The organism is Streptomyces sp. CA189 (genome assembly GCF_056428985.1).
Genome location: NZ_JBWJVM010000010.1, coordinates 122,707 through 137,830, shown reverse-complemented (window position 1 = coordinate 137,830; position 15,124 = coordinate 122,707). Strand labels below are relative to the sequence as shown.

At 73.9% G+C, this 15,124-nt stretch carries 11 protein-coding genes and 1 pseudogene; 7 read left to right on the top strand and 5 right to left on the bottom strand.

Annotated elements, in window-relative coordinates; translation table 11 throughout:
* Positions 1–219: 219 nt before the first annotated feature.
* Together AC061S_RS11285 and AC061S_RS11280 are read right to left on the bottom strand one after the other, a co-directional pair.
* Positions 220–774 (bottom strand): AAA family ATPase, encoded by a 555-nt coding sequence (locus AC061S_RS11285; RefSeq protein WP_478685741.1) that lies wholly within the window; start codon positions 772–774, stop codon positions 220–222.
* A gap of 52 nt (positions 775–826) precedes the next feature.
* Complete coding sequence (locus tag AC061S_RS11280) at positions 827–1,660, bottom strand: Rossmann-fold NAD(P)-binding domain-containing protein (protein WP_478685740.1); 834 nt, start codon at positions 1,658–1,660, stop codon at positions 827–829.
* A 71-nt stretch (positions 1,661–1,731) separates the two neighbouring features.
* Between AC061S_RS11280 and AC061S_RS11275 the strand changes: the two genes are divergently transcribed.
* Positions 1,732–2,640: a LysR family transcriptional regulator gene (locus AC061S_RS11275; protein WP_478685739.1), complete on the top strand. Its 909-nt coding sequence runs from the start codon at positions 1,732–1,734 to the stop codon at positions 2,638–2,640.
* Positions 2,641–2,688: 48 nt separating this feature from the next.
* Here AC061S_RS11275 and AC061S_RS11270 read toward each other — a convergent pair whose 3' ends face one another.
* Positions 2,689–3,408, bottom strand: coding sequence for a hypothetical protein (locus tag AC061S_RS11270; protein ID WP_478685738.1), 720 nt, complete (start codon positions 3,406–3,408; stop codon positions 2,689–2,691).
* A gap of 222 nt (positions 3,409–3,630) precedes the next feature.
* Here AC061S_RS11270 and AC061S_RS11265 point away from each other — a divergent pair, with 222 nt between their 5' ends.
* Complete coding sequence (locus tag AC061S_RS11265) at positions 3,631–4,428, top strand: CoA transferase subunit A (RefSeq protein ID WP_478685737.1); 798 nt, start codon at positions 3,631–3,633, stop codon at positions 4,426–4,428.
* A 127-nt stretch (positions 4,429–4,555) separates the two neighbouring features.
* Here the strand turns inward: AC061S_RS11265 and AC061S_RS11260 are convergent, their stop codons facing one another.
* Positions 4,556–5,770, bottom strand: coding sequence for an RNA-guided endonuclease InsQ/TnpB family protein (locus tag AC061S_RS11260; RefSeq protein WP_478685791.1), 1,215 nt, complete (start codon positions 5,768–5,770; stop codon positions 4,556–4,558).
* Positions 5,771–5,942: 172 nt separating this feature from the next.
* Between AC061S_RS11260 and AC061S_RS11255 the strand changes: the two are divergent.
* From AC061S_RS11255 to AC061S_RS11235, 5 genes and pseudogenes are all read left to right on the top strand, one after another.
* Positions 5,943–6,974: pseudogene (locus AC061S_RS11255) on the top strand (extracellular catalytic domain type 1 short-chain-length polyhydroxyalkanoate depolymerase); the annotation flags it as partial.
* Positions 6,975–7,014: 40 nt separating this feature from the next.
* Positions 7,015–8,436, top strand: coding sequence for a 3-hydroxybutyrate oligomer hydrolase family protein (locus tag AC061S_RS11250; RefSeq protein ID WP_478685736.1), 1,422 nt, complete (start codon positions 7,015–7,017; stop codon positions 8,434–8,436).
* A gap of 135 nt (positions 8,437–8,571) precedes the next feature.
* Positions 8,572–9,339 (top strand): 3-hydroxybutyrate dehydrogenase, encoded by a 768-nt coding sequence (locus tag AC061S_RS11245; protein WP_478685735.1) that lies wholly within the window; start codon positions 8,572–8,574, stop codon positions 9,337–9,339.
* A 131-nt stretch (positions 9,340–9,470) separates the two neighbouring features.
* Positions 9,471–10,130, top strand: coding sequence for an NADPH-dependent FMN reductase (locus tag AC061S_RS11240; protein WP_478685790.1), 660 nt, complete (start codon positions 9,471–9,473; stop codon positions 10,128–10,130).
* 81 nt (positions 10,131–10,211) lie between these two features.
* A complete protein-coding gene (locus tag AC061S_RS11235; RefSeq protein WP_478685734.1) occupies positions 10,212–11,657 on the top strand; it encodes a glyceraldehyde-3-phosphate dehydrogenase in 1,446 nt (481 codons plus the stop codon).
* Between the two features lie 53 nt (positions 11,658–11,710).
* On the opposite strand, the gene AC061S_RS11230 is transcribed toward AC061S_RS11235, so the two are convergent.
* Entirely contained in the window at positions 11,711–14,560 is a 2,850-nt protein-coding gene (locus AC061S_RS11230; RefSeq protein ID WP_478685733.1) for a helix-turn-helix transcriptional regulator, read from the bottom strand.
* Between the last annotated feature and the right edge of the window lie 564 nt (positions 14,561–15,124).

Here is a 15,124-nt window from a genome sequence, read left to right as displayed (position 1 = left end):
ATGTGAAGTGATCTACGGATGCGTCGGTGGGGGACGGGCGGCGACGTCGAAGGACGTCAGCAGGGGCCCGTCACGCTCTCACTCGTAAATCGGCGTCTGGAAGAACATGACAAAGACGTTACCCGGTCCCCTCGGCCCCGCGCACCAACCTTTTCGCCGCCCCGGCACCGGCGGGGCCTTCGGCGCCGGCATGAGAGACATCTCACGTGCGTCCGGTCGTTACGGGACGACCTCGAAGGGCCAGTCGGCTGCCCGGAGCACGGCCTCGGCGGTGGCCCGGACCGGAGTGTCCGTGGCGTCCACGACGAAGTCCTCGACCCGGGCCCGTTCGAGGATGCCGTCCAGTTCGCCGGACCTGTCCAGGTGCCAGCGGAGCCCCTCGGGGTCCTCGGCGTGGCGGCGGGCCAGCCGTTCGCGCACCGTGGGCATCGCCACCCGGAGCCGGCACACCGACAGGTCGATCCCGACCGCCTCCTCGAACCGGAGGCGGTCCTCCCGGGACTCCGCCACTCCGGCGAGGACGAGCCGGCCGGCCCCGGCGTCGAGGTAGTTGCGGGCCACGGCGCGCAGGTTGCGCAGCAGCAGGCCGAAGTTGAACGGATCGTCCGCGGGGGCCGGCCAGGACTGGCACAGCCAGTCCAGGTCCACGACCGCGGTCGCCGTCCCGGCATCGCCGAGCCGCGCGCCGATGGCATCGGCGACCGAGGTCTTGCCGGCGCCGACGGTGCCGGTGATCAGCAGGGCGCGCGGGCCCGGGCGGGTCTCTGAGTGCATGCCGATGATCATAGTGAGATCCCCACGAACGGCCGCAGGACGGCCGGGGCCCCTACGCCCGGAGTGCGGCGGCGCTCTCCCCGATGGCCTCCGGGAGCCAGTCCGTGAGCCTCCCGAAGCGGAAGCCGAGCGCGGCGGCCCGGCCGTTGTCCATCGCGTAGGCCCGGTCGAAGGAGAACGGCGAGGCCTCGGAGCCGGCCGCGACGGTGCGCAGGAGCGGCGCCCGCCCGACCCGCTCGGCGACGGCCCCGGACAGCCCGAGCACGTCGAGCTCCCCGTGCGAGGCGGCGTTCACCGGCCCGGTGAACTCCCGCTGCCCGGCCCAGTGCAGGAAGCGGGCGATCTCGTGGTGGTGGATGAAGGAGGTGGGGTACGGGGCCTCGTGCACGGCCACCGGGATCCCGGCGCCGATCCGCTCCACGTAGTGCGCGAGGCGGCCGGTGAACTCCGCCCGGCCGCCGCCGAGTACGTGCGCGGCGCGGACCGCCACGTGGCCGAAGGCGGGCTCCGCCCCCAGCACCTCCTCGGCCCGCCGCTTGCCCTCGGCGTAGGCGCGCGCCTCGGGGGTGGGCGGCGCGGGGTCGTGGACCTCCATCGTCGAGGTCATCACGTACCGCCCGGTGCGGCCGGCGAAGACGCGGCGGGCGATCTCCGCCTGCCGGGGCGTGTAGCAGACCTGGTCGAAGACCACGTCGAAGGTGCGCTCCCCCAGCGCCGCCCGCAGTCCCGTTTCGTCCTCCCGGTCGGCGGTCAGGTGGCCGACGCCCCGGGGCGGGGCCGCGGAGCCCCGGTTGAGGACGCTCACCTCGTTCCCGGCGTCCCGCTCCAGGGCGACCAGGTGCTTTCCGAAGTAGCGGCTGCCGCCGATGACGAGGATCTTCTTCATGTCCGGGACTCTGCCGCTGTACCGTCCCCAGCGGAACTACCGGAATGCTGATCGCGTTGTAAGGGAAACTGATGATCGATGTGCAGCGGCTGCGCATCCTGCGCGCCGTGGCCGAGCACGGCAGCTTCAACAAGGCCGCCGGGGCGCTGCGCCTGACGCCGTCCGCCGTCTCCCAGCACATCGCGGCGCTGGAGCGCGCCCTCGGTCACCCCGTCGCCGTGCGCAGTACCCGCGGGATCACGCTCACCGAGCCGGGCCGGCTGCTGGTGGAGGCGGCGGAGGCGGTGTCGGCCGAGCTCGACCGGGTGCGGCACGAGATCGACCGGGTCACCGCCGAGCGGCCGCGGCTGACGGTCGCCACCTTCGTGAGCGGCGGCCGGAGGCTGCTGCCGGGCGCGCTCGCCGCGTTCGTCGCCGCGCATCCGGAGGTGGAGCTGACGGTCCTGGAGGCCGAACCGGAGGAAGCGGTGCCCATGGTCCGCTCGGGCGCCGCCGATCTGGCGCTGACCTACCACTTCGACGGGCCGCTGCCGCTGCCTCCCGGGGCGGCGCTCGACTGGCTGCCGCTGATGGAGGATCCGCTGGCGCTGGTCCTGCCGCCGGGGCACCGGCTCGCGGGGCGCGCGTCGGTCGCTCTCGCCGAACTCGCCGCCGACCGCTGGGTGCTGGGCTGCCTCAAGACGGAGGCGTACCTGCGCCGGTACGCGGACCGGGCCGGCTTCGGCCTCCGGGTGGCGGCTTCCACCACGGACTACTTCTTCGCGCGCTCCCTCGTCGAGGCGGGCGTCGGCGTCGCGCTGATCCCCCGGGTCGCCCTGCCGCCGGGGGACGGGGATCGCGAGGGAGATGCCGACCGCGTGACCGTCGTACCGGTCGAACGCCCTTCCCCCGCACGGCACGTAGGGGTGCTGTCGCCACGACGGCGCCGTCCCCACCCCTACGCGGCGGCCCTGGCCGAGGCCCTCACCGCGAGCGCCTGACCAAGCCCGGGAGGGGGCCCGGGAGGGGGCCCGGCAGGGCCCGTCAGGTCAGGGAGCGGCGGTCATCGTACCCTCCAGGGTCGTGGGCCGCTCGCCCTTCGTGACGGTGACGGGGATGCCCCCGGTGGCCTTCTCCAGCCGCGCCTTGAACGCCGCCGACGCGGCGCCCTCCTGCGTGGAAGTGACCTCCACCGCCGCGCCCCGGCTGCCGGAGACGCTGTAGACCGGGAATCCCGCGTCCAGCCCGATGAGCTTGTCTCCGGCGGCCTGGAGGGTCCGGTGCGCGTACCTGCTCAGGTACAGGTCGACCCGGGCCGGGTCCGCTTCCGGGTGCGCCGCGTGCGCCGCTGCCACGAGCAGCCGGCCGCGGGCGAGGTCGGTGACGCAGAGGGCCACCCGGCCCGCCGGGTGGTCGACGATCTGGGTGGAGTAGACGTCGGCGAAGGCGCCGTCGCCCTGTTCCCCGACGGCCTGCGAGAGCCGTTCGCCCTCCGGGGTGTTGGCTGGGGTGCCGTCGATCAGCACCGGCGGCGACTGCGGTGCGGCGGGGTCGGTCACCGGGCAGGACGCGGCCGGCACGGGCCGGGCGGCCGCCGCACCGGGATCCACCGGGTCGGCCACGACGGCCTTTTCGCAGCCGGTGAGCAGGGCTGCTGCGGCGCCCGCGCTCACGGCGAGGGCCACGGCGGCGTTCAGGCCGGCCTTCCCCTTCGCACTCGGGCTCGCGTTCACGACGCGCAGGCATCGCTGGGTGGTTCGACGCACCATCGGTTCCCCCTCTTCTCCGGCACGGCACGGCACGGCTGTGACGCGTGCCCGGCTCCGCCGGTTCCCCCGGGCCGGGGCCCCACAGCGGGGCGGTCCGGTGTGTGCCCGGCCGCCATGGCCAGGGCGGGCCGGCGGTTCCTAGGGTCGGTCGGGCCGGCCCGGCCGCGCGCCGGCCCGTTCGGGGTGGACGGCGGCCCGGGGCCGGGCGGAGGAGGGTGTGCGATGGGGCTGGACAAGGAGGTCGCGAGCGCGGCCGGGGCGGTGGCGGACATCCCCGCCGGAGCCTCGCTCGCGGTGGGCGGCTTCGGCTTGTGCGGGGTGCCGGGCGTGCTGATCGGCGCGCTGCTGGAGCGCCCGGAGGTGCGCGGCCTGGAGGTGGTGTCGAACAACTGCGGGGTGGACGACTGGGGTCTGGGACTGCTGCTGCGCGAGGGCAGGATCGCCCGGATGACCAGCTCGTACGTGGGCGAGAACAAGGAGTTCGCACGGCAGTACCTGAGCGGCGAGCTGGAGGTGGAGCTGGTCCCGCAGGGCACCCTCGCCGAGCGGATGCGGGCCGGTGGCGCGGGCATCCCGGCGTTCTACACCCCGGCCGGTGCCGGTACGCAGGTCGCGGAGGGCGGCCTGCCCTGGCGCTACCGCCCCGACGGGGGCGTCGCCGTGGCCTCGCCGCCCAAGGAGCTGCGGAGCTGGGGCGGCCGGGAGTACCTCCTGGAGGAGGGCATCACCACCGATTTCGCCCTGGTCCGGGCCGCGGCCGGGGACCGGCACGGCAATCTCGTCTTCCATTCCTCGGCCCGCAATTTCAATCCGCTCGCCGCCATGGCGGGGCGCATCACCATCGCCGAGGTGGAGGAGCTGGTGGAGCCGGGCGCACTGGATCCGGACAGCGTCCACCTGCCGGGCATCTTCGTCCAGCGGGTGGTCCACGTACATCCCGGCGATCCGGCGGCGGAGCGGCGCGTCGAACGCCGCACGGTCCGGACGGGCCTCCTCCCCGACGAGCAAGGCGGCGTGTGACATGGCTCTGACACGTGAGCAGATGGCGGCCCGCGCCGCCCGCGAGCTGACGGACGGTACGTACTTGAATGCTCCCCTCCCTGAAGGGAGGCATTCTCTCCTTCAGGGTCGTTGGGGGATTTTCGGCTCACGCTGCCTTACGAACCAGCGGTTCGTCGGGTCTTCCACGATCAACACCGACCGGGTTCAGACCTGCCCGGACGAGCATCACGCGCGCGGAGTTCTTATCCCGGGGAGATACGGCTCCGCACGCGGTGCAAGTGTAGGTGCGCATACCTAGCGGCAGTGCGTGCTTGGCTCTCGCTCCGCAGTGCGCGCAATCCATCGTGGTGTACGCGGGATGTACCAGGTGCACGACCCGGCCGTGCTTACGACCCATCTCGACCAAAGCCGTCTTGGTGGCGCCGATGGCGGCGTCAGCGGCCTTCCTCGCCATGCTGGACCTGGCGAGAAACTTGGGGCGGAAGTCCTCGACGGCCAGCGCATCGTGATCGCGGACCACACGCTTGGCCCACTTACGGGCGGTGTCCTGCCGCTGCCGGGCGACCTTCTTGTGCAGCTTCGCCGCCTGCCGCCGTGCAACCCGGTACCCCTTGGACTGCTTCCTGCCCCGCGGGGCACGGCGGCGCGCCATCATCCGCTGGTACCGGGCCAGCCTCACCGCGACCCTCTTGCCGTGTTTTGGGTGCGGCAGATCATGGGCATCGCTGGTAGTCGTCGCGGTCTCGGCCACGCCCCAGTCGATACCGATCACCCGTCCTGTGCCGGGTAGGGGTTCAGTCTGTGCGGGAGCGACGAAGGAGCAGTACCAGTGGCCGACACTGTCCCGGTAGACGCGCACGGACGACGGATCGGAGGGAAGATCCCGCGACCACACCACCGTCAGCACGATCCCACCCGCCAAGTGCAGGCGTCCGTCCTTTAGCCGGAACCCGCGCTTCGTGTAGTTGAGGCTCGGATCCGCATCGCGCTTCTTCTTCCACCCCGGCATACCGGCCCGCTGCCGCACCGGAACCCTGTCCTTGACGTCCTTCTGCGCCTTCGCCCGCGACTTCCCGAAATCCCGAATCAGCTGCTGCTGCGGAACACTCGCCCCCTCCCGCAGCCACACAGCGTGGGTGCGGGCCTCGGTCAGCATCCGGTCGAGCTGCGCCGGACCACACGTCCGCCGCTCCTCACCCTCCGCGCGTGCCCGGTTCAAGGCGTGGACCTGCTTCGACTTGGCCACGCACTCGTTCCAGACCCACCGGCACCGGTCCCACTCCGCCACCAGCGCGGCAAGCGCGGTCGACGACACACGGAGCCGATAGGTAAACCGGGCACGCCCGGCTTCCTCCGATATCGCTGTCCCCAATGTCGTCACCACGACAACGTAGAACCACAACCCGCCCCACGGCCCAGAACGCGGACACCCCACCCGAACGAGTGACCGACCACCCCCACACCGACCGGCACACCATCAACGCCGGGAACCCACACCCTCGGCAGATGGTCGCCTACGCCTAGGCACCGACCCCGCCCGCACCTTCGTCACGGGCCTGTCGGCCGGCGGCGCCATGACGTCCGTGATGCTCGCGGCCTACCCGGACGTGTTCGCGGCCGGGGCGGTGATCGCCGGGCTGCCCTACGACTGCGCCCAGGGGACCAGCCCCTACACGTGCATGAACCCCGGGGTGGACAAATCCCCGGCGGCCTGGGCCCAGTTGGTCCGAGAGGCGTATCCGGCGTGGTCCGGCCCCTGGCCCCGGGTGGCGATCTGGCAGGGGGACGCGGACACCACCGTCGTTCCCCGCAACGCCGATGAACTGCGTGACCAGTGGACGGCGTTGCACGGGATCCCGCAGACCCCTGCCCGCACCTCCGTCATCGGACCGAACGCGACCCGCCAGGAGGAGTACCGGGCCGCCGACGGCACGGTGGCCGTCGAGGTGGACCGGGTCCCGGGCATCGGGCACGGCACCCCGGTCGATCCGGGCACGGCTCCCGGGCAGTGCGGGCACACGGGGGCGGCGTACTTCCTCGCCTCGATCTGCTCCGCCCACTGGATCTCGGAGTTCTTCGGTCTGGACGGCTCCACGACCGGCCCCGGCCCCGGCCCCGGCACCCTGCCCGCGCCCTCCGGCCTGGCCGCCTCCGCCGTCGGGGACACCAGCGTCACCCTCACCTGGGACCCGGTGCCCGGCGCCGCCGACTACTCCGTCCACCGGGACGGGATCCTGGTCGCCACCCCGACCGGCCCACCTCACACGGACGGCGGCCTCGCCCCCGGTACGGGTCACACGTGGACCGTGGCGGCCCGCGACGCGGCGGGGGCGGCCGGGGCCCGCTCCGCACCGCTCACGGCGAGCACGACCGGCGCGCCCGCCACCTGCTGGAAGGCGAACAACTACCAGCAGGTACAGGCGGGCCGGGCCACGACCGACGGGAGCTACGCGTACGCCAAGGGCTCGGGGCAGAACCTCGGCCTCTACAACCTCTACGTCACCCACACCCTCAAAGAGGCACCCGCCGGCTACTTCGTCATCGCCGACGCCGGCTGCCCCTGAACCCCCCTGCCCCGTCCCGACGCGCCCTGGAGCCTCCCCCATGCCACCGGCCATCCGTTCCGTCACCCTCACCGCCGCCGCGGCCGTCGCCCTGCTGGCCTCGGTCCTGCCGGCGCTCCCCGCTCCCCCGGCCGCCGCCGGCGGGAGCGACACGCACTGCGCCCGCCTGGCCCGCCTTCACGTACCGGGGGCCGAACACCAACAGGCGGACTGTCTCGAAGAGTTGACGACGGCCGGCACCGCGGCCTCCGGGCACACCGATCCGGCCGACTGGGCCGGGCTCACCCCCAGGGACCTGGCCGTCCCCACGGGTGTGCCGGGCATCCAGATCGACGGCTACTTCCCCGACACCGCCGCCCCGGCCGCCGTTCCCAACACCAACCACGGCTGGAACCACGACGCGCAGTTCGTCATCCGGCTGCCCGACCGCTGGAACGGCGGACTCGTCGTCGCCGGCTCCCCGGGCGTGCGCGAGCAGTACGCCAACGACCGGGCCATCGGCGACTGGGTGCTCGCGCGCGGCTACGCCTTCGCCGCCACCGACAAGGGCAACACCGGCGCGGCCTTCCACCGCGACGGGCGGGCTCCGGGCGACGCCGTCGCCGAGTGGAACACCCGGGTCACCGAGCTGACCCGGGCCGCCCGCGCGGTCGTCGCGCAGCGCTACCACCGGGCCCCGGACCGCACCCTCGCCACGGGCATGTCCAACGGGGGCTACCTGGTGCGCTGGCAGCTGGAGAACCATCCGGAGCTGTACGACGGCGGGGTGGACTGGGAGGGCACCCTGTGGCGGGCCGACGGCCCCAGCCTCCTCACCTTCCTGCCCCCGGCACTGGCCGCCTACCCCGCGTACGCGGCCGGCGGCCCGCAGGCCGGGCAGGCGCACGAGGCGATGCTCGCAGCCGGATTCCCGGCCGGCTCGGAGTTCCTGTGGCCCTTCCACCACAGCTACTACTGGGACCTCACCCAGCGGATCTACCGCGAGGAGTTCGATCCGGGCTTCGACGGTCCGGCCGAGGCCGGAACCCCCTTCTGCGCGCCCGGCACCCCGGCCTGTGACGCCGACTACGCCTACGCCGACCGGCCCGCGGAGGTCCGCCGCGCCGTCCAGCGGATCGCGCTCACCGGCCGGATCGGCAAACCGCTGATCACCCTGCACGGCACCCTCGACGTCCTGCTCCCCATCTCCCGGGACTCCGACGTCTACGCCGAGATGGTCCGCCGGGCCGGCCGCGGCGCCTTGCTGCGCTACTACCGCATCGAGGGCGGCACCCACGTGGACTCGCTCGTCGACGCCTTCCCCGACCGGCTGCGCCCCCTCACGCCCTGCCATCGCGCCGCCTTCACCGCCTTGGAGGACTGGATCGGCCGCGGAGTGCGGCCGCCGCTCGGCCGCACCGTCCCCCGGGACCCGTCGGCCACCCCGGCGACCCTGCTGACCAGTTGCCCGCTCGACGCTTGAGGACGCGGCCGCCCCCGGTCGCGTACGCCGTCGGGGCGCACGGTGACCGCATGGTGACCGCCTCCATACCGGCGGGTCCGGGTATGGGGTGCGACACCGTGGGCGCCGCCCGCGGCCCTCCCTACGCTTCCGGACATGACGAGCGAACTTCCTTCCCCCTCCGGCCCCCGGGGGCGTGTCGCCCTGGTGACGGGCGGCGGCAGCGGCATCGGCCGGGCGTGCGCGGTGGCCCTGGCCGAGGCCGGGGCCGTCGTGCACGTGGCCGATGTCGACGCGGCGGCGGCCGAGGCCGTCGCCGGCCTCGTCGGCGGCCACGCCCACGTCGTCGACCTGGCCGACCCCGGCGCCATCGGGGGGCTGCCCGCCGCCGTCGACATCCTGGTCAACAGCGCCGGGCTCCAGCACGTCGCCCCGATCACCGAGTTCCCGCCCGAGCGCTTCGCGCTGATCCAGCAGGTGATGGTCACCGCACCCTTCCTGCTGCTGCGCCACGTGCTGCCGCACATGTACGCGGCCCGCTGGGGCCGGGTGGTCAACATCTCCAGCGTGCACGGGCTGCGCGCCAGCGCGTACAAATCGGCCTACGTGGCGGCCAAGCATGCGCTGGAGGGGCTGAGCAAGGTCACCGCGATCGAGGGGGCCCCGTACGGGGTGACCAGCAACTGCATCAGCCCCGGCTACGTCCGCACCCCCCTGGTCGAGGGGCAGATCCTGGACCAGGCCGCCGCCCACGGCATCGACGCCGGGGACGTCGTCTCCGAGGTGCTGCTGACCCGGTCGCCGATCAAGCGGCTCATCGAGCCCGAGGAGGTCGCGGCGGCCGCCCTGTGGCTGTGCGGTCCGCACACCGGCTACGTGACGGGCTCCTCGCTCCCCCTGGACGGCGGCTGGGGCGCCAACTGACCCCGTCCGGGTGACAGCCCGTGCGCCGCGCCGCGGTGACCCCCGGCTGGTCCCGTACGGTCCCGCACGTGACCGATGCGAACCAGTCCCAGAGCCCGAAGTTCCCGACGGACCCGGCCGCCCCGGATCCCCTGAACGTCACCACCGGTCCCGAAGCGCTACGGGTCCTCGTCCTCGCGGGGTCCTCCCGCGAGGGCTCCGTGAACGCCCGGCTGGCCGCGCTCGTCGCCGGTCAGGTCGAGCGGTCGGGCGCCGTCGCGGACCTCGCCCGGATCGGGGACTTCGTGATGCCCACCTACGACGGAGACGCCGAGCAGGCGGACGGCCAGCCCTCGGGGGCAGCCGCGCTGCGCGAGCGGCTGCTGGCGGCGCAGGCCCTGGTGATCGCCTCGCCCGAGTACAACGCCTCCGTGCCCGGCGTCCTGAAGAACGCCGTCGACTGGGTGTCCCGGTTCCGGCCGCAGCCCTTCAAGGACAAGCAGACCCTGCTGGTGTCCGCCTCCCCGTCGATGGTCGGCGGGAACCGCGGGCTCTGGGCGCTGCGCGTCCCGCTCGAACACCTGGGGGCCCGGGTGTACCCCGACATGTTCAGCCTCGCCATGGCGCACTCGGCCTTCGGCGAGGACGGCGAGCTGACCGATCCGGGCCTGCGCGAGCGGCTGGGCGACACGGTTGATTCCTTCCTCGCGCTCGCCGAGGCGGACACCCGCTACCTGTGCCTCCAGCGCCGCTGGTACGAGTTCCTGGGCGACGAGAGCAACGCTCCCGTGACCCAGCGCGCGGAGGGCTGACCGTCAGCTCAGGGGGTGCCTGAAGGAGCGATCCGCGCGCGGGTTAGCATATGAGCGCCGCCTAGCTCGAAAGATAATTCTGTGACTGTCAATGACGACTCGTTCACCAACTGGAAGAACCGCGAGAAGATCGCGGAGTCGATGATCCCGATCATCGGCAAGCTGCACCGGGAGCGGGACGTCACGATCCTGCTGCACAGCCGCTCCTTGGTGAACAAGTCCGTGGTGAGCATTCTCAAGACCCATCGTTTCGCCCGCCAGATCGACGGCGAGGAGCTCTCGGTCACCGAGACCCTGCCGTTCCTGCAGGCGCTGACCACCCTCGACCTCGGTCCCTCGCAGATCGACCTCGGCATGCTCGCCGCGTCGTACGCGGCGGACGACCGCGGTCTGTCGGTGGAGGAGTTCACCGCCGGCGCCGTCTCCGGTGCCACGGGTGCCAACAAGATCGAGCGCGGCGAGGGCCGCGACGTGGTCCTCTACGGCTTCGGCCGCATCGGCCGCCTCGTCGCCCGCCTGCTCATCGAGAAGACCGGCTCCGGCAACGGCCTGCGCCTGCGTGCCATCGTCGTCCGCGGCGGCGGTGAGGCGGACCTCGTCAAGCGCGCCTCGCTGCTGCGCCGCGACTCGATCCACGGCCAGTTCCAGGGCACGATCACCGTGGACGAGGCGACCAGCACCATCATCGCCAACGGCAACGAGATCAAGGTGATCTACGCCAACGACCCGTCCGAGGTCGACTACACGGCGTACGGCATCAAGGACGCCATCCTGATCGACAACACCGGCAAGTGGCGCGACCGCGAGGGGCTGTCCAAGCACCTGCGCCCCGGTATCGACAAGGTCGTCCTGACGGCTCCGGGCAAGGGCGACGTCCCGAACATCGTGCACGGGGTCAACCACGACACGATCAAGCCGGACGAGCAGATCCTGTCCTGCGCCTCCTGCACCACCAACGCGATCGTCCCGCCGCTGAAGGCGATGGCGGACGAGTACGGCGTTCTGCGCGGCCACGTGGAGACCGTCCACTCGTTCACCAACGACCAGAACCTGCTGGACAACTACCACAGCGCCGACCGCCGCGGCCGTTCCGCGCCGCTCAACATGGTCATGACGGAGACGGGCGCCGCCTCCGCCGTCGCCAAGGCGCTGCCCGAGCTCAAGGCGCCGATCAGCGGCAGCTCGATCCGCGTCCCGGTGCCGGACGTCTCGATCGCGATCCTCAGCCTGCGCCTGGGCCGCGAGACCACCCGCGAAGAGGTGCTCGACTACCTCCGCGACGTGTCGCTGACCTCGCCGCTCAAGCGCCAGATCGACTTCACCACGGCGCCCGACGCGGTCTCCAGCGACTTCATCGGCTCGCGCCACGCCTCGATCGTCGACGCGGGCGCCACCAAGGTCGACGGGGACAACGCGATCCTCTACCTCTGGTACGACAACGAGTTCGGCTACTCCTGCCAGGTCGTCCGGGTCGTCCAGTACGTCTCCGGAGTCGAGTACCCGACCTACCCGGCGCCGGCGGCCTGATCCCCAGGCCCCGCAGGACCGGATGCGCCGAACGCCCCCCGGGTGACCCCAGGTCACCCGGGGGGCGTTCGTCCGTCCCGGCCCGGGGCCGCGGCGGCACGGGCGGCCGCGAGCTGGGTGCGCGAGCGGACGCCGAGCTTGCGGTAGACGCGGCTCAGCATGCCCTCGACGGTCTTGACCGAGATGAACATGTGCTGGGCCGCCTGCTGGTTGGTGGCTCCCTGGCAGATGAGGTCCGCCAGGCGCGACTCGGACTCGGTCAGCCTGCTCGCGCCCGGGGCCGGGCCCGCGGCCGGAGCCGATCCGCCCGCCCGGTCGAGCAGCTCCCGGGTGAGCTCCTGCCAGGGGCGGGCGCCGGTGTCGTCGAAGACGGCCCGGGCCGCCTCCCAGGCCGCGCGGGCGGCGGCCTGGCGCCTGCGGGCCCGTTCGACCCGGCCCAGGGCGAGGAGCGTACGGGCCTGCTCCAGCCGCAGCCCCAGCCGTTCGAAGGCGGCTGCCGTGCGGTGGAGCAGGCCGCTCGCCTCCTCCACGGCGCCGCCGCGGGCCAGCAGGATCCCGTGCGCGCGGTCCAGCGCCGCCCCCGGTCCCGAGTCTGTGCCGGCCGGGCCCGGGGCGGGCCGTGCGCGCTCCAGCAGTGCGCGGGCCAGGTCGAGCCGGCCCGCGCAGGTGAAGGCCTCCACGGCGTCCGGCTGCCAGCGGAACATGCCCGGGTCGGCCGACGGGACGTGCCGCTCGGCCTCGGCGACGGCCGTGAGCGAGGCCACGGCGTCGGCCACGTCCCCGGTGTGGAGCTGGACCGCTCCCATGACCCAGAGGTTCCGCGACACGTACAGTCCGTCGCCCTCCTCCTGCGAGGCGCGGGCCCCGCAGGAGGCGGTGCGCAGGGCGGCCGCGAAGGATCCGGCGGCGCTCTGCGTCAGCGCGGCGGTGTACCAGGCGGGTCCCATGGACAGCCCCGCCGCGGTGGACAGCCGTACGGCCTGATCGGCCCAGGCGAGCGCCGGGGCACACGCGCCGAGGCGGGTGTCGACCTCGGCGAGGCTGCGCCAGATGTCGACCAGGTCCTCGGAGTCGCCCCCGTGCTCGGCGAGCGCGAGCAGCTCCAGGAGCCGTTCGCGCGCTTCGGCCAGCCGGTCGTCGAAGACGGCGTGCCGGGCGGCGAGGTACTGGGCGCTGTTGCGGATGCCGGAGTGCTGGGCCGGGACTCCCAGGGCGAGGGCCTCGGCGAGGGTGCCCGGCGCGTCGGCGGTGCCCAGGACCCGTTCCATCCGGGCGCGCATGGTCAGGGCTGCCGCCTGCAGGGGGCGGTGGCCGCCGGCGGCGGCGAGTTCGGCGGCCCGGCCGGCCGCGCGCAGGGCCCGCTCCGGAGCCGCGTGCGCGACGTTGGCGGCGATGGCCGCACGGAGCTCGACGGCGGCGAGGAGGTCAGGGTGGCCGGCCGCCAGTTCCCGGCAGCGTGCGAGCAGCGGTTCCAGGTCGGAGATGGCCTGGCCGTGGGCGTCGACGACGGCGAGCAGCGCGGTGACCTGGTCGGTGGGCTCGGCCCTGCTGGCGGTCAGGGCGTCGGCCGCCTGCCGGGCGGTGTCGACGGAGCCCGCGCAGGCCGCCTCCTGGGCCGCGTACGAGAGCCTGCGGATGCGCATGGCGGAGCGGGCCGGCGGGGTGATCTCGGCGGCGAGGAGGAACAGCTCGGCGGCCAGGGCCCGTTCGCCCGCTTCGCGGGCGGTGGCCGCGGCGGTCTCGGTGTCCTCGGCCAGTCCCTGGTCGGGCAGGTCCGCGGCCAGGGCCCGGTGGCGTACCTCGTGAACGGGGTCGCCGACGGCCCGGGCGAGCGTCAGGTGGGCGGCCGCGCGAAGGGGCCTGGCCCCGGAGCGGGCGGCGGCCCGGGCCAGGGCCGCCGCGGCGAAGTGGACGGCGCTCGCCGGGTCCACGCTCAGCACCCCGGCGGCTTGGGCCTGGGCCAGGTGTTCCTCCGCGTCGGAGCAGCCGGCCCGCAGGAGGAGCGGCAGGGAGGGCCTGCTCGTGAGGGCGGCGAGCATCAGGGTGTGCCGGGCCGGTTCGCCGAGCGTGGCGTGCAGCCAGGCCGCGGCCGCGTCGACCGCCTGCTCGGCCATGGCGGGCCGGTGCCGCTGTGACGCGGGCAGCCGCGCAAGCGCCGTACAGGACACGGTGGTCAGCAGGGGGTGGCCGCCGCAGTGGCCCTGCAGGGGGCCCGCCCAGCGGGTGGGCAGGCCGTGCGCGTCGAGCAGGGCGGCCGTCTCCTCGGCGTCGAGCGGGTCCACGTCGATCTGGGCGGGGTGCCCGCCGAGCAGCCGGGCGGCGGCCTGCGCCCGGCCGTGGACGCGTTCGGTGACGATCGCGGTGAGCCCGGGTGCGGCGAGGGTGCGCAAGGCGTAGCCGAGGACGTCGGCGCTGGCCGGGTCGAGCCATTGGGCCCCGTCCACGGCGAGGATCCAGCGGCCCGACGCCAGCAGCGCGGTCACCGCGAGGCGGGCGGGCAACTGCTCGGAGGCGGCGAGCGGTTCGTCGGCGCCCCGGTGCAGAATCCGGTCGACCACCTCGTTCTGCCTGCCGGAGAGCGCCGCGAGCTGGGCCGCGCCGCAGTGGGACAGCATCTGGGCGAGCGCGCCGAAGACGTGGCCCTGGTCCTCTTCGACCGTCGTGACGCGCAGCACCGTTCGCGCGGAGCCGGAGCCGGAGCCGAAGCCGGAGGGGAGGGTGTGCAGCACGTCCTCCAGGACTGTGGTCTTGCCCGCGCCCCAGGGGCCGGCGAGCGCCACCCGCCCCTCGCGCTCCAGAACGCCGGAGGCGTGGGCGGCCGCGCCCGACACCGCGCGCCGGGCCCCTGCGACCGGCGCGGGGTGGGCGGTGGCGGTGTTCCCCAAGTCAGTGTCTGGCGTCACGAGGAGGCACCGTAGGCGGCGTTGGTTCCGGTGACAACGCCGGGCGCCGCCGGGCCGGGGGATCAAGGGTTTCCCCTGATGCCAAGGGGTGCCGCTCCCGGCGAAGGTGGTGCGACGGCGGGCCGTCCGCGCTCCGGGTACGGGGTGGCAGACCCGGAGCACCACTGCCCTCCACGGGAGGAGCGGGGGCGTGGTCCGGACGGCCCGCCGTACCGCGTGTCGGGCCCGGCGCGACGGGCCCGACACGCCGTACGCGCGCCCGCGCGGGCCGCCGCCCGCGCCGCGCGCGTGAGCCCCGCCCCAGTCCATGTGGGAAGACAACACGGGCCGGGGCGGGGCGGGTTGGGGTGGATGGGCGCGGGTCGGGCCAAGTGGTCCTCGCGGTAGGCAGCAAGGGATTCCTCCGATGCTCCCGGCACCGGCCCGGGATCACTCTGTTGGCCACCCCGGAGTCCGCAGACGAGGCTCCCCCAGATGCGTGCTCCGGGGATGTGAACGGTCCCGTGCTCCCCCACGGGGCCCGCATCCGTACCGGCCCGGCCTACCCATCCGGCCCGCCCCCCC